Annotated in this window: 17 protein-coding genes; 11 read left to right on the forward strand and 6 right to left on the reverse strand. The window is 71.0% G+C overall.

The annotated features are described in order from the left end of the window. Positions 1-32 precede the first annotated feature (32 nt). Positions 33-1,664: a helix-turn-helix transcriptional regulator gene (locus BWO91_RS13940; protein WP_079002960.1), complete on the reverse strand. Its 1,632-nt coding sequence runs from the start codon at positions 1,662-1,664 to the stop codon at positions 33-35. A gap of 175 nt (positions 1,665-1,839) precedes the next feature. On the opposite strand from BWO91_RS13940, the gene BWO91_RS13945 reads away from it, so the two are divergent. Together BWO91_RS13945 and BWO91_RS13950 are read left to right on the forward strand one after the other, a co-directional pair. Beyond that, positions 1,840-4,959: a DUF7507 domain-containing protein gene (locus BWO91_RS13945; protein WP_079002961.1), complete on the forward strand. Its 3,120-nt coding sequence runs from the start codon at positions 1,840-1,842 to the stop codon at positions 4,957-4,959. Positions 4,960-5,042: 83 nt separating this feature from the next. Next, entirely contained in the window at positions 5,043-5,603 is a 561-nt protein-coding gene (locus BWO91_RS13950) for a hypothetical protein (protein WP_079002962.1), read from the forward strand. Between the two features lie 6 nt (positions 5,604-5,609). On the opposite strand, the gene BWO91_RS13955 is transcribed toward BWO91_RS13950, so the two are convergent. Then, a complete protein-coding gene (locus BWO91_RS13955) occupies positions 5,610-6,230 on the reverse strand; it encodes an amino acid deaminase (protein WP_205847527.1) in 621 nt (206 codons plus the stop codon). Between the two features lie 147 nt (positions 6,231-6,377). Between BWO91_RS13955 and BWO91_RS13960 the strand changes: the two genes are divergently transcribed. Genes BWO91_RS13960 through BWO91_RS13990 form a run of 7 tightly spaced genes read left to right on the forward strand, consistent with a single transcriptional unit; the run spans position 6,378 to position 13,110 of the window. Beyond that, positions 6,378-7,085, forward strand: a complete 708-nt coding sequence (locus tag BWO91_RS13960; RefSeq protein WP_079002963.1) for an HAD family hydrolase — start codon at positions 6,378-6,380, stop codon at positions 7,083-7,085. Positions 7,086-7,116: 31 nt separating this feature from the next. Beyond that, entirely contained in the window at positions 7,117-8,127 is a 1,011-nt protein-coding gene (gene phnD / locus BWO91_RS13965) for a phosphate/phosphite/phosphonate ABC transporter substrate-binding protein (protein WP_079002964.1), read from the forward strand. A gap of 39 nt (positions 8,128-8,166) precedes the next feature. Further along, a complete protein-coding gene (phnC, locus tag BWO91_RS13970; RefSeq protein ID WP_071259130.1) occupies positions 8,167-8,991 on the forward strand; it encodes a phosphonate ABC transporter ATP-binding protein in 825 nt (274 codons plus the stop codon). Continuing rightward, entirely contained in the window at positions 8,988-9,821 is an 834-nt protein-coding gene (phnE, locus tag BWO91_RS13975) for a phosphonate ABC transporter, permease protein PhnE (protein ID WP_079002965.1), read from the forward strand. Before phnC ends, phnE (BWO91_RS13975) begins: the two co-directional genes overlap by 4 nt. Next, complete coding sequence (gene phnE / locus BWO91_RS13980) at positions 9,818-10,693, forward strand: phosphonate ABC transporter, permease protein PhnE (RefSeq protein WP_079002966.1); 876 nt, start codon at positions 9,818-9,820, stop codon at positions 10,691-10,693. The genes phnE (BWO91_RS13975) and phnE (BWO91_RS13980) overlap by 4 nt, the downstream gene beginning before the upstream one ends. Continuing rightward, positions 10,674-11,546, forward strand: coding sequence for a MurR/RpiR family transcriptional regulator (locus BWO91_RS13985; protein ID WP_079002967.1), 873 nt, complete (start codon positions 10,674-10,676; stop codon positions 11,544-11,546). Before phnE (BWO91_RS13980) ends, BWO91_RS13985 begins: the two co-directional genes overlap by 20 nt. Before the next feature lie 55 nt (positions 11,547-11,601). Further along, positions 11,602-13,110 (forward strand): ABC transporter substrate-binding protein, encoded by a 1,509-nt coding sequence (locus BWO91_RS13990; protein ID WP_153303468.1) that lies wholly within the window; start codon positions 11,602-11,604, stop codon positions 13,108-13,110. A 14-nt stretch (positions 13,111-13,124) separates the two neighbouring features. On the opposite strand, the gene BWO91_RS13995 is transcribed toward BWO91_RS13990, so the two are convergent. Further along, positions 13,125-13,754 carry an isochorismatase family protein gene (locus BWO91_RS13995; RefSeq protein ID WP_079002969.1) on the reverse strand — a complete coding sequence of 210 codons (630 nt, stop codon included), beginning with the start codon at positions 13,752-13,754 and terminating at the stop codon, positions 13,125-13,127. Between the two features lie 93 nt (positions 13,755-13,847). Here BWO91_RS13995 and BWO91_RS14000 point away from each other — a divergent pair, with 93 nt between their 5' ends. Further along, positions 13,848-14,963 carry a hypothetical protein gene (locus BWO91_RS14000; protein ID WP_205847528.1) on the forward strand — a complete coding sequence of 372 codons (1,116 nt, stop codon included), beginning with the start codon at positions 13,848-13,850 and terminating at the stop codon, positions 14,961-14,963. 15 nt (positions 14,964-14,978) lie between these two features. On the opposite strand, the gene BWO91_RS14005 is transcribed toward BWO91_RS14000, so the two are convergent. Next, positions 14,979-15,491, reverse strand: a complete 513-nt coding sequence (locus tag BWO91_RS14005) for a hypothetical protein (RefSeq protein ID WP_079002971.1) — start codon at positions 15,489-15,491, stop codon at positions 14,979-14,981. A gap of 115 nt (positions 15,492-15,606) precedes the next feature. On the opposite strand from BWO91_RS14005, the gene BWO91_RS14010 reads away from it, so the two are divergent. Next, entirely contained in the window at positions 15,607-16,161 is a 555-nt protein-coding gene (locus BWO91_RS14010; protein ID WP_240555510.1) for a GNAT family N-acetyltransferase, read from the forward strand. Positions 16,162-16,211: 50 nt separating this feature from the next. Here BWO91_RS14010 and BWO91_RS14015 read toward each other — a convergent pair whose 3' ends face one another. Together BWO91_RS14015 and BWO91_RS14020 are read right to left on the reverse strand one after the other, a co-directional pair. Further along, a complete protein-coding gene (locus BWO91_RS14015; RefSeq protein ID WP_240555512.1) occupies positions 16,212-17,474 on the reverse strand; it encodes a glycoside hydrolase 5 family protein in 1,263 nt (420 codons plus the stop codon). Between the two features lie 4 nt (positions 17,475-17,478). Then, positions 17,479-18,522 (reverse strand): LacI family DNA-binding transcriptional regulator, encoded by a 1,044-nt coding sequence (locus tag BWO91_RS14020; RefSeq protein WP_071259110.1) that lies wholly within the window; start codon positions 18,520-18,522, stop codon positions 17,479-17,481. Between the last annotated feature and the right edge of the window lie 50 nt (positions 18,523-18,572).

An 18,572-nucleotide genomic window follows, 5' to 3' on the forward strand; every position in this document is an offset into this window, starting at 1 on the left:
GAAGACTCCGGCGACGTGGCGACCAGTGACGTTCACCGCTCGGTCGGGAGCAACCCCAACCGCCGCGCGGTGGCCAGCGCGTCCTCGCGGGAGTCGACGCCGAGCTTCCGGTAGACGTTCCGGAAGTGGAACTTCACCGTGTTCGCGGACACGTACAGCGCTAGTGCGATGTCCTGCCGGGTCCGGCCCTCCGCGGAGAGCTGCAGGATCCGGCGCTCGGTGGCGGTGAGCTCCACGAGCTGCACGGTCTCCGGCGTCGGCTCGGGACTCGAGGCGAGCGTCCGCTCGATCCGCGCATGGGTCTCGCTGGGCGACATCGTGCCGAGGAGGTGTCGGAGCGGCCTGCGCGGCGCGACCACGAAGGGCGTGAGCATCCCGGTCCGCGCCGTCGTGGCGATCGCCTGGAGGAGATGCCGCCGACCGTCCTCGTCCGAGTCGTCGGCGAGCGCCGAGGTGATGAGCAGCTCCGTCTGCGCACCGGCGTCGATGTGCTCCTCCGCGAGCCCGGCGGTGGCGAGTTCCCGCGCGAGGGGTTTGCGGTCGGTCAGGAGCGCGAGCCGCGAGGCGACCGCCGCGGTGTGGGCGTTCCGGTCACGACCGTCGAGGAGGACGCTGGCCTCCGTCGGGCGGTCGAGGGCGAGGAGGAGTGACGCTTCCACGGCGTCGAGGAGTCGCTCCGATCCGGCATGACGCAGGCTGCGACCGGCGAACACGCGGGTGCGCTCGATGAGCTGCAGCGCCGCCCGTCGATCGCCCCACAGGAGTGCGTGCTGCGCTTGCGCGTAGGTGATGAACGGGGCCCAGGACCGCTCACGGTTGACCTGGAGCTCCAGCGTCGCGAGCGCGGCCTCCGCCGCCGCACGGTCGACGCGGGCGATGGCGATCAAGGCGCGGGCGATGGACCCGGACAGTTGGACCAGGGGCACCATCCACCCGTGCGCGCCGCCCCCGTCGTCGTGGCGCTCGAGCCAGCGGTCCGCCTCCACGATCTCGCCGCGCACCGCGTAGAGCAGGGCGAGCTTGCCGGAGGCGTCCCCACCGTTCCGGCCGTCCCAGGACTCGTGCCGGAGCTCGTACGCCTCACGCAGCACGAGGCTCGCCTCGTGGAGGTCTCCCACGAGCAGTTTCGTGATCCCCACCTGCAGCAGGGCGGTGGGGACGCGGGGCGCGAACTCGGTCGGGCGGTGCACGCGGGCTCGGCGAGCGAGCTCCTCGGTGATCCGCGCGTAGTGCAACGCCCGCTGGTGCCGACCGTGCACGCGGTAGGCGATCATGAACGCCGTCGATGCACTCAGGCTGATGCGCGCGAGCTCGGAGCGGGCGCGGTCACGGATGTCGTCGGGATCAGTCGGGAGCTGGAACCGCCCCACCGACTGGTCGAGTGCGTCGGTCTCCCCACGGATGTTGAGGCGGATCTCCCGGACGGCGAAGACGATGGGGTGGTTCGAGAGCACGCGCACCGGGAGTGCCTGCAGCGCGCGGTCGAGCGTCGCGAGGTCGAGCGCCATGAGGATCCCCCACTCGTACTCGATCACCGAGACGACCGTGTCCCAGTCCTCCTCCTGGATGGCCGTGGTGAGAAGACGGGTGACCGGGGCGACGTCCGTGGGGTGGAGGAACCCCGCCCCGAGGGAGGGAAAGTACCTCTTCCAACCGGTGTGCACGGGTCAACCCTAAGTGACCGCCACCTGTCGGGGAACACCCGGGGCAGGATGCGGGGTGGTCTTTGGCCGATCCGCCCGGACCGCGTCGGGGTTGCCGCTCTACTGATCCTCGGCCCCGCAGCTGGGGCCAGGTTTTCGGCGGGCGCACCGCCGCTTCACGGGGAAGGCGACACACATGCAGCAGCACACGGGTCGAAGGAGTCACCGCGCTCGGTGGCGGAACCGGTGGGGGGCACCGTCCGCCGGTCGCGCGACCATGGGGATCATCGGGGTGACCGTCCTGTCGGCGCTCTCGCTCGTCGGGATCGGCTCGAGCGCGCAGGCGGTGCCGGGGACGCCGGGGACGCCGCAGTCGGGCTCGGTGGTCTACTCCGAGGACTTCGAGAACGGCGTGACGTCGCCGACGTACCTCGAGGACTACGTCGGAGCCGACGGCACGCGGTACACCGCCGACGCCTCCTGGCGCGACCACACCCAGTGCAACGGCAACATCACGAGCTTCGCCTCGTCCGCGGAACCGCAGTGCCTCGCGGCATCGGCGTCCGGCGAAGGGCGCACGCGGCAGCTCGCCTGGGCCCTCGGCGCCGGCGACACGGCCAATCACTCCGTGAGCGCCTGGACCTCGCAGCAGACCCTCACGATGAACCCGCCGAACGCGGTCGAGTTCGCGACCGTCGACCCGATCGCGCTCACGAGCGCCGGCCGGTACCTCACGACCTCGGTGGATCTCGCCGCGGTGTCCTGCAACGCGTCGCAGCAGCCCGTCCTCGAGTTCTTCCTCACCGACGACCAGGGCGGCGCGCACTCCGTCGGGGCCGTCAACGGCTGTACCGCAGCGGGCTCCCGGTCCGTCACCGCACCGGCCACCGGCGCGGCCGGGGCCGAGAACGTCCGTGTCGGCACCTACGTCTCGCCGGGAGCGGTCCTGCTCCCCGGGGCGACCGTCGGCATCGTCGCCCGCAACCTGACCGGTGGCGGCACGGCCGGCAACGACCACGCCTTCGACAACATCCAGGTGCTCGACGTCTCCCCGCAGTTGGACAAGTCGTTCAGCCCGGCGAGCGTCGTCGCCGGTGAGACGTCCACGCTGACCCTCACGATCACCAACACCGACGAACTCGCGGCGAAGAACGGCTGGTCCTTCACGGACGCGCTGCCCGCCGGCCTGACGATCGCCGACGGCGACGCGTCGACCACCTGCCCGTCGGGTGTCGTCACCGCGCCCGAGGGCGGCTCGTCGATCGACGTCACCGGGAACCTCAACCAGGGCATGACCTCCTGCGCCGTGACCGTCGAGGTCACGTCGCCCGTCGCCGGGACGTTCACGAACGGGCCCGACAACATCACGAGCGTGGGCCTCAACCCGCCGGCCGACGCCACGGTCGAGTTCGTGCCGCAGGCTCCCGCGATCACCGTCGTGAAGTCCGCGTCCCCCGCTGCGGCGGAGTACGCCGTCGGCGACGAGATCACCTACTCCTTCCTCGTCACCAACACCGGCAACGTCCCGCTCACCGACGTCCAGGTCGACGAGGGCACGTTCACCGGGACCGGTGAACTCTCCGACGTCGTCTGCCCGCCGGGAGCGGCGACGCTCGCACCCGCGGCGGCGGTGACCTGCGAAGCCACGTACACGATGACGCAGGCCGACATCGACGCCGGTACCGTCTCCAACTCGGCCACCGCGACCGGGACACCGCCGCAGGGCCGGCCGCCGGTCTCACCGCCGTCCGAGGTCACCATCCCGGGCGTGGCCCAGGCCCCGGCGCTCACCGTCGCGAAATCGGCGACGCCGACCACGGGCGCGAACGCCGGCGAGGACGTCACCTACTCGTTCCTCGTCACCAACACCGGCAACGTCACCCTGACCGACGTCTCGGTCGTCGAGGGCGAGTTCACCGGCACCGGCGAACTCTCCGACGTGGTGTGCCCAGCCGCAGCCGGCTCGCTCGCCCCGGCGGCGACCGTCACCTGCGAAGCGAGCTACACGGTCACGCAGGCCGACGTCGACGCCGGCTCCGTGACCAACTCGGCGACCGCGACCGGCACCCCGCCGGCAGGCGGCACTCCCCCGGTCTCACCGCCGTCGGAGACCACGGTCGAGTTCCCGGCAGCGCCCGCCATCACGGTGGCGAAGTCCGCGACGCCGACCACGGTCGCGAACGCCGGCGAGGACGTCACCTACTCGTTCCTGGTCACCAACACCGGGAACGTCACGCTCGCCGACGTCTCGGTCGTCGAGGGCGAGTTCACCGGGACCGGTGAGCTGTCCCAGGTCGTCTGCCCGCCCGCGGCAGGCTCGCTCGCCCCGGCGGCGACCATCACCTGCGAGGCCACCTACACGGTGACCCAGGCCGACGTCGACGCGGGATCGGTCACGAACAGCGCGACCGCGACCGGCACCCCGCCGAACGGTGGCACGCCCCCGGTCTCGCCGCCGTCGGAGACCACGGTCGCGTTCCCGGCGACACCCGCCATCACGGTCGTGAAGTCGGCCGATGCAGTGGCCCAGGGCGGCCTCGCGGTCGGCCAGGTCGTCACCTACTCCTTCCTCCTCACCAACACCGGGAACGTCACGCTGACGAACCCGACGGTGGTGGAAGGGGAGTTCTCCGGCGCCGGAGAGCTGTCCGACGTCGCCTGCCCCGCCGAAGCCGCTTCGTTGGCACCGGGCGCGACGATCACCTGCGAGGCCACCTACACGGTCGTGCAGGCCGACGTCGACGCGGGCCTGATCACGAACTCGGCGACCGCGACGGCGACGCCGCCGAACAGCGTGAACGGTGTCCCGCCGGTCTCGCCGCCGTCCGAGGTCACGATCCCGTCGCCGCCCGTCCCCGGTCTCTCGGTGGTCAAGACGGCCGACGTCGAGCGGGCCACGACTGCGGGACAGGTCATCACCTACTCGTTCCAGGTGACGAACACCGGCAACGTCACGCTGCGTGACGTCGCGGTCCAGGAAGGTGACTTCACCGGTACCGGGACGCTCTCCGCGATCATCTGCCCGACGGGTACGGCGCTCCTCGCCCCCGGGCTCCAGGTCGTCTGCACCGCGACCTACACGGTCACCCAGGCGGACCTGAACGCGGGCTCGATCCGCAACACCGCCTTCGGGACCGGCGTGACGCCGGGCGGCGAGTCGTTCACCTCCGACCCGTCCACGGCCACCGTGAGCACGCCGGGTCCGGTGCTCGCCTCGACCGGAACGACCATCGCACCGCTGGTGGTCGGGGCGGCGGTCCTGCTGCTGCTCGGTACCGGGCTCGTCATCCGACGCCGCCTCGTCACCGGGCGCTGACCCGGACCTGACCGATCGGGCGGGTCGAGCCTTCGGGCTCGGCCCGCCCGTCGTACTTCCACCACCACTACCCTGTTGAGGCCATGAGATCCGCGACCACCACGACCCTGCTGCGCTGTGCGGCCTTCGGCGCCGTCGGTGCCGTCATCCTCTTCCTCGTCAGCCCGCTGACGTCGACCGCCGCGGTGCTCAACCCGGTGCTCTACGCCGCGATCGCCGCCGTCACGATGGTGATGCCGATGCTCGCCAGGCGCTGGACGGGCGTCCCCGGTGCGACGGTGCTCACTGCAGCCGTCACCGGGCTCCTCGCACTGCCCGTCACGGCCCTCGGCCCCGCGATCATCGTCGCGCTCGTCGTTCCGGCAGCGGCGATCGACCTGGTGCTCGCGCGCCGCCGTCACCCCGCCCGCGTGACGACCTGGCTTGCGGCGGCGGTCGGCGGCGTCGCGATCTGGGCACTGTCCTTCGCGGTGATCTCACCCGACCTCATCTCGCCGGCGCTCGTCATCGTGCTGCTCGCGGTCCGCGTCGTGAGCTACGTCCTCGCCATGGAGCTGGCCGGTCTCGTCGCCGGGCGCCTCCGCCGTTCCGGCGTGCGATCCGTGCGTCGCGGCGACGCCCGCCGAGGATCCTCCGACGCCTGATCCGGATCAACGTTCGACAGCAGCGTTCCACCGGGGACGGTCGGGGTCGGCGTCCCACTCCTCCAGCACCGCTGCTCCGGAGGCGACCGGGAACGTCGTGATCAGGTGCTCGTCGATGCCGTACACGAGCGCGACGGCATCGGTGTCCGTCGGGTCGCCGAGCGCCAGACGCATCCGACCGGACGGGCCGTCGGCAGTCCGTACCGGTCGTGCGAGCAGGTCCTGCGCGGCCGCCGTCACCCGCGACAGCAGGGACGACGCACGGGCCCACGGGACGAACTCATCGTCGGGGAGCCCGAACGCGCGCGCGAGCGCTCCGTCCAGCCAGCGGTCGCGCTTCAACCCGTACGGCGTCGGGACCGACGAGAGCAGGTAGCCGTAGACGTGGAGAAGCCCGGCGTTCCCGACCGGCCAGGCCGCGGTGAGGCCGGCGCGCGCATGGAGCGCCTCGAAGAGCACACGAGGGATCACGGGCCCGCCCGTGTGCTCGTCGATGACGGTCGACGCACCCCACGAGGCGAACCGGCGGGCAGCCGCGTCGTCGTCGATCGCCGCACCCAACCAGGAGTGCTCCTCGAGCACGGTCGAGGGTTCGGTCTCTGCTCGCCGCGCGAGCTCCGTCATCATCACAGCACCACAGCATAGGCGGCTCGTGTGTCGGTAAATTCACCCGCCGTTCACCCGCCATGGTGATTGCGTCCACACTCGCCATCCATGATGGACGCAGCGTCCGCAGGAGCGGCCGCGTGAACGAAACGCTCAGAAGGAGCGCCTGTGGCCCCCACCATCCTCTTCGATTTCGACGGCACCCTCGCCCTCGGCGACGGGCCGATCACGGCCTTCGCCCGCGCCATCGCCGAGCGCACCGGCGATTCCGAGTTCGCGATGCGCGCCGAGGCCGCCCTCGCCGCGTTCTCGAACGGCGAGACCGACGCCCGCGACGGCTACGACGCCGTGACCCGGATCGCCCGCGAAGCCGGCGTCGGTGCCGACGTCATCGGCGCGTCCTACGACGACTCGCGCGCTCTGCTCGGCTCGAGCGAGGCGGCGGTCGACTCCCCCGAGGGCCTGCCCGCATTCCTCGAGACGCTGGGCGCCCACGCCCGACTCGTCCTGGCCACGAACGCCCCCGGCGACGGCATCACGGCCCTCCTCCAGTCCTGGGGCGTCGCCGAAGCGTTCGACGCCGTGCACTTCACCGTCGGGAAGCCGGCAGGCCTCGTCCCGCTCATCCGCGAGGCGCTCGCCGCCGGCCCCGTCCTCGCCGTCGGCGACATCGTCGAGAACGACCTCGCTCCCGCCGCCGAACTGGGCGCCGACACCGCCCTCGTCGGCGCGACCTTCGAGCGCTCGACGGCCACCGCCACGATGCGTGGGCGCTCGCTCGCCGACCTGTACGACCAGATCATCGCGTGGGCCGCAGCCGCATCGCGCCTCCCCGACGCCTCCCCGATTTCCACTCCCGCTCCGTCCGCCTCCTGATCACCCTCCACCCTCGAAAGGCATCCCGAACATGCGCAAGACCCTGCTCCTCACCGGCGTCGCGGCCGTCGCCGCCCTCGCCCTCGCCGGCTGCAGCCCCGCCGCCTCCTCCCCGTCGGCCACAGGCACGGCGTCCTGGCCCGACTCCATCACCATCTCGCTCGTGCCGTCGGTGGAGGGCGAGGACCTCGCCGAAGCACTCGACCCGCTCACCAGCTACCTCTCGGAGAACCTCGGCATCGAGGTCAACGGCGTCGTCGCGACCGACTACGCCGCGACCGTCGAGGCCCTCGGCAGCGACCAGGCACAGGTCATCATCACCGACGCCGGCTCGCTCTACAACGCGACCGAGCGCTACGACGCGAACCTCGTCCTGCGCGACGTCCGCTTCGGCGCCACCTCGTACGCGTCGGTCGCCTACACGAACAACCCCGACAAGTACTGCGCCGAGGCTCCGGTCATGGTCACCTACGCAGCAAGCGACACCCCGCTCTCGTACTGCAACGGCATCGAGCCCGGCGCCGACGCTGCGACCGGCTCCGGGCCGGCCGCGCTCAAGGCCCTCGACAAGATCTCGAAGGGCACCAAGGTCGCCCTGCAGGCCGCGACCTCGCCCGCCGGGTACCAGTACCCCGTGGTCGCCATGCGTGACGCCGGCATCGACACCGACGCCGACATCACCCAGGTGCCGGTCGAGGGCAACAACAACGCGGTCCTCTCCGTCTACAACGGCGACGCCGAGGTCTCGTTCGGCTACTGGGACGCGCGCACGACCGTCCTCAAGGAGGCGCCCGACGTCGCCGACAAGGTCGTCGCGTTCGCCTATACCGAGATGATCCCCAACGGCGGCGTCGCGGTCTCGAAGTCGCTCCCGGCCGACCTCACGAAGCAGCTCACCACGCTCATGGCGGGCTACGCGGACTCCTCCGATGCGGCGAAGCAGGTCATGTTCGACCTCGTCGGCCTCTCCGGCTGGACCGACAAGACCGCACCGGACGAGATCACCCGCTACGGCGAGATCCTCGACCAGTTCTCGAACTGACCCGCTCCAACCGATCGACCCTCTCCAGGAATCCGGTGCATGAACACTGATCAGCATCGCGCGGAGGCCCGAGCCCAGCTCGCGGCCTCCGCGTCGTGGTCCATCCGTCTCGACGACGTCTCGGTCACCTACCCGAACGGCACGAAGGCGCTCCGCAACGTCTCTCTCGACATCGCCGCCGGGGAGATGGTCTCCGTCGTGGGGCTCTCCGGCTCCGGCAAGTCGACGCTCATCCGCACGATCAACGGCCTCGTGCCGGCGACGAGCGGGACCGTCGCCGTCGGGCCGCACACCGTCACCGGTCTGCGCGGTAGGCAGCTCCGTCGGCTGCGCGGGCACGTCGGCATGATCTTCCAGGGCTTCAACCTGGCCGACCGGACGAGCGTGTACCGCAACGTGCTCGTCGGCAGGTTCGCCGGCACCCCGACGTACCGGAACCTCCTCGGCCTGACGACCGCCGCCGACCGGGAGCTCGCCCTGCGCTCGCTCCAGTCGGTCGGCATGCTCGACAAGGTCTGGACCCGCGCGGCGCAACTCTCCGGCGGGCAGAAACAGCGCGTCGCGATCGCCCGCGCCCTCACGCAGCAGCCGAGCGTCATGCTCGCCGACGAGCCCGTCGCGAGTCTCGACCCGCCGACCGCGCACACGGTGATGAACGACCTGCGCCGGGTGAACACCGAGACGGGTCTCACGGTGCTCGTGAACATCCACCTCATGGACCTCGCTCGCACCTACACGACCCGCATGATCGGGCTCCGCGACGGCGAACTCGTCTATGACGGCTCCGCAGCCGATGCGACCGAGGCGGACTTCGAGCGGATCTACGGTCGCCCCATCCAGCCCGACGATCGGCTGGACCGATGACGGCGACCGGGACCGACGTGCAGCTGCCGCCCGGGACCGACTGGCAGCTGCCGCCCCGGCCGAGCACCCGGCTGCGGACCGCGCTCATCATCGGGGCCGTGGCCGCGTTCACGATCGCCACCTGCCTCCCGGCGATCGGCGGCGTACAGCTCGACTTCGGCGCGCTCATCTCCCACTGGGACAACGGCTCCGGTCTGCTCCTCCAGCTCTTCCAACCCGACTTCGCCTTCCTGCCACGGACGGTGCAACCGATGCTCGAGACGCTGCAGATGGCGCTCGTGGGTGCGGTGGCCGCTGCGCTGCTGTCCGTTCCGCTGACGCTGTGGGCGGCGGCCCCGACGAACCCGAACGGCCTGTCGCGTCGCATCCTGCGCGCGATCGTCAACGTCGTCCGAGCGGTGCCCGACCTCGTCTACGCGACCATCCTCGTCGCCATGGTCGGCGTCGGTGCGCTGCCCGGCCTCCTGACGCTCTTCCTCTTCGACCTCGGCATCATCGTCAAACTCGTCTCCGAGGCGATCGACTCCGCCGACCACCCGTACATCGAGGCCGGCAAGGCCGCCGGTGGGACGCAGACGCAGATCAACCGCGTCACCGTCCTCCCGCAGGTCTGGCCGTTGTTCGCGAACCAGTGGCTGTACACCCTGGAGCTCAACGTCCGCATCTCCGCCATCCTCGGCATCGTGGGCGCCGGCGGCATCGGTCGGCTGCTCGACGAGCGGCGGGCGTTCTACGCCTACGACGACGTCTCGGTCATCGTCCTCGAGATCCTCGTCGTGGTCGTCCTCATCGAGGTCGCGTCCAACCTGTTGCGGAGGCGACTCGTATGACCGCGACCGATCCGAGCACCGTGCTCCCCCGCCGTCCCTCGCGGCTCGTCCCGACCCTCGCGGCCGTCGCCGTCGGGATCGTCGTCATCGCCGCGACCGCCGGCTTGCCGATCGACTGGCGCGACCTCGGGACCGTCCCGGCGCAGCTCGTGCACTTCGGCGGGCTCATGTTCGAGAGCCCGAACTGGGAGAAGCTCCCGCGGGCCCTCACCGAGATGTGGCGGTCGATCTCGATGGCCTGGATCGGCGCGATCCTCTGCGTCCTCGTCTCGATCCCGCTCGGCATGCTCGCCGCCGGGTCGGTCGGTCCGGTCTGGCTGCGGCTGCCGCTGCGTGGGGTGTTCGCCGTCATCCGCGCGGTCCCGGAGGTGATCATCGCCCTCATCCTGCTCACGATCACCGGACTCACCCCGTTCACGGGCGCGCTGGCGCTCGGGATCGCCGGCATCGGCACCCAGGGGAAATGGGTCTACGAGACGATCGAGTCCGTGCAGGAGGGCGCCTCGGAGGCCGTCCGCGCTGCCGGAGGCGGTACCGCCGAGGTGACGCGCTGGGCGCTCTGGCCCGCCGCCGCCCCGGCACTGCTGTCACTCGCGCTCTACCGGTTCGAGATCAACATCCGCACCTCGGCGGTCCTCGGGCTCGTCGGCGCAGGCGGGATCGGCAGCATGCTGGCGAACTACACCAACTATCGCCAGTGGGATACAGTCGGGATGCTGCTGATCGTGGTGGTCGTCGTGACCATGACGATGGACGCGATCTCGGGAGCCATCCGACGCAGGATCACCCGGGGCCCCGGCATCGCCCGTACCACCCGTACCGCCCTTCCCGCCCGCACGACGAGGAGCCGCAATGTGGACAGGGTCCGCTGACGCCCCGCCGACGGCCAGGATCGCGATGCTCGCGCCGTCGCTCCAGCCCAGCGAACGCCGGGTGGCCGAGACGGTGGCCGAGGACATCGAGGCGAGCATCGAGCGCACCGCCCAGGAGGTCGCCGACCTCGCCGGTGTCGGCCGCGCCACGGTCATCCGCACCGCGCAGTCGCTCGGGTACGAGGGCTACCCGCAGCTGCGGGTCGCCCTCACCCGCGAGGTCGCGCTCGGGACACCGACCGCCCGCGACGACGGCGACGACACGATGCTCGGCACCCTCCGCGGGGCCATCGACCACTTCGCCGGTCGCCTCGGCCAGACGACGTCGGCGATGACGGAGGAGACGCTCGAACAGTTCGTCCGCGTGCTCGACGAGGCGCCGAGACTGCTCATCGCGGCGAACGGCCTCTCCTCACCGCTCGGTTCCGATCTGGCGATGCGGCTCATCTCGGCCGGCCGGCCGGCCGAGTACCTGCCCGACACGCTCGGGCAGCAGATCGCGGCCACCCACCTCGGCCCGGGCGCGGCGTGTCTGGTCCTGTCGGGCTCGGGCGCGAACCGGGCGTCCGTCGACGTGGCCGCGGCAGCTCGGGCGAGTGGCGCGACCGTCCTCGCGATCACCTCCTTCCCGCGCTCGGCCGTCGCCGAACTCGCCGATGTCGCGCTCGTGGTCGCTCCCATCGACGCGACCTTCCGGGACGAACTCGTGCACACCTCCCGGGCGGCCATCATGCTCGTGACGGAATCCGTGGTCGGCCTGCTCGTGGGCCGACGGGGCGATCGTGCGCAGCGCGCCCAGTCGGCGACGCTCGCGGTCATCAGCGGCTCGCTGTCGGACGACGCCTCGGACTGACCCGGCTCGGGCCGACCGGCTCGGACCGGTGCCGGGATCCGCGAGAATGTTCCCCATGCCCCGTCATCGACTGCGTCGTCACCTGCTCACCGCCGTGATCGCGGCCACCGGTTCCCTCCTCGTCCTCACGGGCTGCGCCGGCCCGGCGACGACGCCGACCGCGGACACCGACGCGACACTCCGCGTGGGCCTCGTCCTCGAGCCCTCGGACCTGAACATCCGCACGACCTCCGGCGTCGCACTCGAGCAGGTCCTCATCGACAACGTCTACCAGGGGCTGGTCTCGCGCACGACGGACAACGAGATCGTCGACACCCTCGCCGAGCGCCACGAGGTCAGCGCCGACGGGCTCACCTACACCTTCGTCCTCCGTGACGGCGTGACCTTCCACGACGGCGCTCCGCTCACCACCGCCGATGTGGTCGACTCGCTCTCGCAGGTCCAGCAGAACGAGGCGTTCGTCGACCACCTCGACCTGGAGCGGCTCCAGAGCATCACGGCGGTCGACGAGCGCACCGTCCGGCTGCAGCTCAGCTCCCCCGACTCCGACCTGCTGTGGGCACTGACGGGTCGTGCGGGGCTCGTCCTCCAGGCCGGGGCGGACAACGACCTGTCGACGACGGCGAACGGCACCGGGCCGTTCACGCTCACATCGTGGAAGCAGGGCGACAGCATCACCGTCGAGCGGAACGACGACTACTGGGGCGACGCTCCGAAGGTCCAGGAGGTCGTCTTCAGCTACATCCCCGACGCGTCCTCGGCCGTCAACGCGACCCTCGCGGGCGAGGTCGACGTGCAGATCGGTCTCGACGCGAACCTGCGGGACCAGGTCGAGCGTGCCGACGGCCTGACGATCGTCGAGGGGAAGACCACCGACAAGTACACCCTCGCCTTCAACAACCAGCGCGCGCCCCTGAACGACCCCCTCGTCCGCCAGGCCCTCCGGACGGCGATCGACCACGCCGCCATCGTCGAAGCGGTCGGTGGCGCCGCGGCCCTGCAGTACGGACCGATCCCGGAGCTCGACCCCGGCTACGAGGACCTCAGTGACGTCGTGGGCTACGACCCGGACGCGGCGAAGGCGCTCCTCGCGCAGGCCGGCCAGGAGGACCTCGCGCTCACGCTCACCGTCCCGAACCACTACGGCACCGCCGCGACCAACGTCCTGGTGTCGCAGTTCAAGGCCGTCGGCGTCACCCTCACGGTCGACAGCGTCGAGTTCCCCACCTGGTTGAACGACGTCTACACCAACCACGACTACGACCTCAGTCTCGTGAACCATGTCGAGGCACGCGACTTCCGGCACTGGGCGGACCCGGACTACTACTTCGGCTACGACAACCCGGCGGTGCAGTCGTTGGTCGCCGAGGCGAAGGCCGCGATCGACCCGAAGGTCGCCGACGAACGACTCCGCGAAGCCGCCGCGCTGGTCTCGAAGGACCACGCCGCGGACTGGCTCTACACCGGGATCACCCTCACCGTCGTGCGCGACGGCGTCACCGGCTTCCCCACCGACTTCGTCAGCGAGCACCTCGACCTCCGGGACGTCGCCGTCACCGACTGATCGGCGGCGGGAGGCTAGTCGCGACCGGCGGCGCGCGTGGCGGAGGACACCAGGTCGTCCTTCGGCAACGCCGTGCCGTCCGTGAGGGCCTGCGTCCAGGACGCCGTCGTCGCCACAGCGGCGAAGTTCGAATCCAGCAGCGCCATGAGGGTCGTGTGCACCGTCTTCGCGTCGACGGACCCGGCCGCGTTCTCGAGGTTGATGGCTCCGGTCGCGTCGGAGAGCACCTCGACGTCGATACCGAGTTCTTCGGCGCCTGCTGCCGAGGCGATGACGCAGTTGTTGGTCATGTACCCGACGAGCGTGATGGTGCCGACGCCCTGCTCGCGCAGCCACGCCTCGAGCTCGGTCCCGGCGAAGACCGAACCGTACTGCTTCACGACGCCCTTCCAGGACGGCTGCACCCGGCGGGCGACCTCGGGGTGCAGCTCGAACGCACTCGTGTCCGGATCGAAGACCGGGGCCCCGCTGCCGGATGAGTGCTGGACGACCACGACGGGGACTCCGGCCGTCGTCGCCGCGTCGATGGCGTCCGCGATCCGCAGGATCGACTCGTCGCGCGGCGGGTACTGGATCGCGAGCGGACCGGCGTAGTACTCCTGCTGGACGTCGATCAGGATCAGGGCGCGACGGGCCGTGGTCACGGAGAACTCCTCGGTTCGGTGATGGCATCCACACGACGCCGGTTCCATCCTCCCTCGGAAGCGGACGACGCGCGCCACCGATAGTCTCGGCGCATGGGGATCAGGGGTGCGGGGATGCGTTCGGTCGGGATCAGTGCGGGACTCGCCGTGATGGTGGCGCTGTCGGCATCGGCGTGCGCGTCATCCGCGACGCCGGACGCGTCGCCGACCTCAGCCGCACCGAGCACCCCGGAGTCGACCGACCTCCTCGCGTGCAGCGACCTCGCATCGCTCGACACCGTCGCCGGCGTCCTCGCCGCTGAACCGGCTGACGTCGTCGAGGCCGTGCAGCCGTCCGACGCCGTGGATCTGGCCGTCCTGACGGCGGCCGGCGGGCTCGCCTGCTCCTGGCGGGTGGGCGCCGGACAGCAGATGATCGGCGATGGAGCGGGCGACTGGGCCTACCTCTCGATCGAGATCCTGCCGGGCGCTGCCGACGACTGGGCACCGCCCTACGCCGGCGACACACCGTCCGAAGACACGAGGACGATCGCCGGTGTCGAGGCGACCACCTCGTCGGGCGAGACCGGATGGCGCGTGTCCGCTCCCGTCGGCTCGGCCTGGGTCGAGCTGTCGATCACCGCCTCCGGGCTGACCTCGACCGGCAGCCGGTTCGACGGCACGCCGTCGGGCGAGGTCCTCGACAACCTCGCCTCGGCGGCGGAGACCACCTTCTCGACGGTGGAGCCCGCCTCCGAGGCTCAGCTCGCCTGGCCTGCGCTCGCGCCACGCGAGGGCGACGCGAGCTGCGACGGCGGGCTGGACGAGGCCGGGATCGTCTCAGCACTGCAGTACGGCGAGGCCACCACCACCTACACCGTCATCGACCCACGGGCCCAGCCGATCGGCGATCTGGAGGATGCCGCGAGCGCCCGCGTCGGTGCGTTCAGCTGCGAACTCTTCGCTGAGGGTTTCGGGTACACCGACGTCCTGGTCGTGCGCGACGGCGTGACGATCATCGACGAGCTGGCAGCCCAGCCCGACATGGCGGCGGCCCTCGAGCCGGTCATCCTCGAGGGCGCGGTCGACGGCGAGTCGGCGTTCGTCGCGCGCCGCATGGACGGTCCGCGGTCGCCGCTCTACCTCACCGTCGGTGAGACGTTCTACGCCGTGAGTTCCGGCGACGGTGCACAGACGGTCGCGGAGGCGATCATCGCCCAGACGCGGTGACGGCCGGCAGAGCGGTCACTCGGTGTCGAAACCGCAGGTCTGGATGGTCCAGGCGATGAACGCCTGGTAGTCCGGGTCGGTTGCGGCGCTCTGCACGGCCTGCGACTCGGTGAACCTCGGGTCGAGTCCGACGTCGGAGACGAGGCTGTCGGCCGGGAACTCGGCGAGGATCGCGGCGGTCTCCTCAGCGGAGGTCGCGAAGACCTCCGCGCCGGCTGCGACCTCGGCGCTCACGTCGTCCAGCGGCAGGAGGTCGCGGATCGTCGTGACCTGCGCCTGCACGGCTTCGAGGTCCTCGCCGACGGTGCCCGACTTCGCGGTCGCCGCCGCGCGGTTGGCCGCGCAGAACGCGGTGTAGTCGGCGGGCCCGTCCGCGGCATCGGCGGTCGCCGTGGCGGTGGGGGTCGACGACGGCGCCGCGGAGTCCTGGTCCCCGCTGGACGGTGCCGAGCATCCGGCGAGGAGTCCGGCGGCGAGGAGGCCGGAGCCCCAGACGAGGGCGGGTCGGCTGCGGTGCGGTGCGGTCATGAACGAGGTCCCCTTCAACGATCTGCGAGTCGGCGCCATCCATGTTGCCGTACCCGCGGGCGGTCCGGAAAGCCCGCTGCGCGGTGCGGAGCGCCATCTCGTATCGTTGATCGACGTGAGCACCTCCCTTCCCACGACCTACCCGCTGTCCACCGATCGACTCGTCCTCCGCCCGCACGAACCGTCGGACGTGGCCTGGTTGCTCGCGGTCTACGGACGGCCGGACGTCGCCACCTACCTCCTCGACGAGCCGTGGACGGAGGAGGTCGCGCGGACGAAGAGCGCCGAGCGGCTCAAGCGCACCGGCCTGGACAGCCCGTCGCGTGCGCTCGCGCTCATCGTCGAGCACGAGGGTGCGCCGGTGGGCGAGGTCCTGCTCTGGTACACCGACCACGAGCGGGGCGTCGCCGAGATCGGTTGGGTCCTCGACCCGGCACACGGCGGCAAGGGGTTCGCGAGCGAGGCCGTCGGCGCGGTCCTCGACCTCGCGTTCAGCACGCCGGGGATGCACCGGGTCGCCGCGCAGATGGACGGCCGGAACACCGCATCGGCGCGGCTCGCCGAGCGGGTCGGCATGCGGCGCGAGACCCACCTCCGGCAGGACTGGTGGAACAAGGGCGAGTGGACCGACACGGTCGTCTTCGGCCTGCTGGCGAGCGATCGCGGCTGAGGCCCGTCAGCCGACCTTCCCGACGACCGCACGGCGGTCGTCGGACTCCGTCATCGAACCGATCCCGCGCTGGGGACGGCGTGCACGTCGGTGATGCCACGCTTCGCCAGCGAAGCCGGATCCGCCGCGGTCCGAGACGTCACGACGGTGACTGCCTCGCCCTGTTCACGCAGCTCGTGCCAACGCTCGAACACGATGCCACCCGGTGCGAGGTCGGCCCGAGCGATCGGGAGGTCGTGCTCGTCCACATCGACGACGACGCCGACCGTGCGTGCGAGCACCCGGTCCCTCGCGCTGCCGCGCGCGTCCGCGACGAGCTCGGCGAAGCGATGGCCGAGCGGCTTGACCGCGTTGTCCACGTCGAGCAGGCCGAGCGAGTACTCGAGGTCCTTGTAGTCGCCGAGCGACCGGGACACGTCGTGCGAGCACCACCAGGTGATCCCGTACAGACCGGGCGAGGAGAGCGCGGCCTCCACCGTCCGGGCCGCGAACTCCGGCATCTCGGTGTCCGCCAGGTTCATCGACGGAGCACCGACCTCCTGCAGCCACACCTGACGCCCCGAGTCGGTCGCGAACGCCTTCGACAGCTCGATCATCCACTCGGCGTGGCGGACGGATTGCGTGGACAGCCCGCCGTAGCGCTTCGCCGTCCCGTTGAAGATCCAGGAGTGCACGGTCGTGATGTCGCCGAGCCGCGAGGCGTGCACCGGGAGGAACGGATGCCCGTCCCGATACCAGAGGTGATCGTTCTCGCTGTGCGTGAGCAGGTGCCGGGGATCAGGGTCGACCGGCGCCTCCAGGAGTCTGGTCAACCAGTGCGCGACCTGATCGCTGTCAGCGGGCATCGCGGCCGGATTCGGTGGCTGGAACTGGTTGAGCTCGTTGCCGAGGGTCAGGCCGATGAGGTTCGGGCGGTCCCGCACGGCGTCGTAGACGGCGGACACGAGCGCGGCCTGCGCGTCGACGGCGGCTTCGTCGACGAACATGTTGCCGTCGTGCCAGTTGACGAGCCAGGCCGGGACGAAGTCGAACCCGGACATGTGCCCCTGGATGACGTCGACGGCGATGTCGAGTCCGAACTCGGCGGCGAGGTCGGCCACGAGCGAGACGTCGTCCAGTGCCTGGCGTCGGATGAGCGTCCGGTTCGGTTGCAGCACCGGCCAGAGCGGGAACACCCTGACGTGGTCGAGACCGAGACCGGCCAAGGCCTCGAAGTCCCTGCGGACGACGTCGGCGTCGATGCCCATCCACTGGAACATCCAGTCCTTGGAGGGTGTGTAGTTCGCTCCGAAGCGCGGAGTGTGGTCGGTCACGGTGTCACTCGTCCTTCTCGATGGGGGTCTGGTCCGGGGCCTGCGCCCGTGCGGTGGATTCCCGCACGATGAGTCGTCGCGCCGAGACGGTCTGCGAGGCGACCCGCTCGCCGTTCACGAGCCGCTCGAGCAGTTTCACCGCCGTCCTCGCGCTCTCCTCGACGGGAGCGTCGAGCGCGGTGATGCGGGGGCGCACGAGGGTCGACACCCACGAGTCCTCCCAGGCGATGACGGAGAGCTGCTCGGGGACCCGGACGCCCAGCTCCGGCGCGTGCGCGATGATCTCGGCAGCCATCGCCTCGCTGTCGACGAGCAGTGCCGTGGCCGGGCCGGAGCGCCGCAGCACGTCGGCGACGGGATCCTCGGCGGACGGTTCCCAGTGCAGCACCGTCGGCGTCATACCCCGACGTTCCGCGGCCTCCACGAAGCGACGGTCTCGTTCCCTGGAGTGGACGAGGCCCGGAGAATCGCTCACGCGGGAGATCGCGCGGTGACCGAGTGCGGCGAGATGCTCCAGCACCTCCTCGTAGGCCGCATCGTCGTGCACCGTGACGGCCGGCACGAGATCGTCCACCGGCGCACCGAGGAGGACGGCCGGCGCCCCCAGCTCACGCACCTGCAGGATCCGGGGGTCGTCGTCGCGGACGTCGACGAGCAGGAACGCGTCCACCCGCTGCTCGCTCCACCACTCGCGGTACACGCGCTCCTCGTCGGTGTCCCGCACGAGCGTGAGCGACAACGACCAACCGATGGCTGCGAGGGGCTCGGTGAGACCGGCGATCAGCCGCATGAAGAAGGGGTCGCGCTCGAACGTGTCGCCGGAACGCGTCACGACGAGGCCGAGACTGCGCCCGCCGCGGCCGCTGACCTTGCGACTGGCGTAGTTCGGCCGCCAGTGCAGTTCGTCGGCCGCGCGGCGGATGCGGTCCGCCGTGGCCGTGGACACGTTCGGTCGTCCGTTGAACACGTGCGACACCGCCGACGGGGAGACCCCCGCGCGGGCGGCGACGGCGGCGATGGTCGCGCGAGCCGGTTTCTTGTCGTTCATCGTGTCCGAGAGTAGGGGCTTGACCGGATCTTGTAAAGCGGTATACATTG

This window comes from Plantibacter flavus, from assembly GCF_002024505.1.
GTDB lineage: Bacteria > Actinomycetota > Actinomycetes > Actinomycetales > Microbacteriaceae > Plantibacter > Plantibacter flavus_A.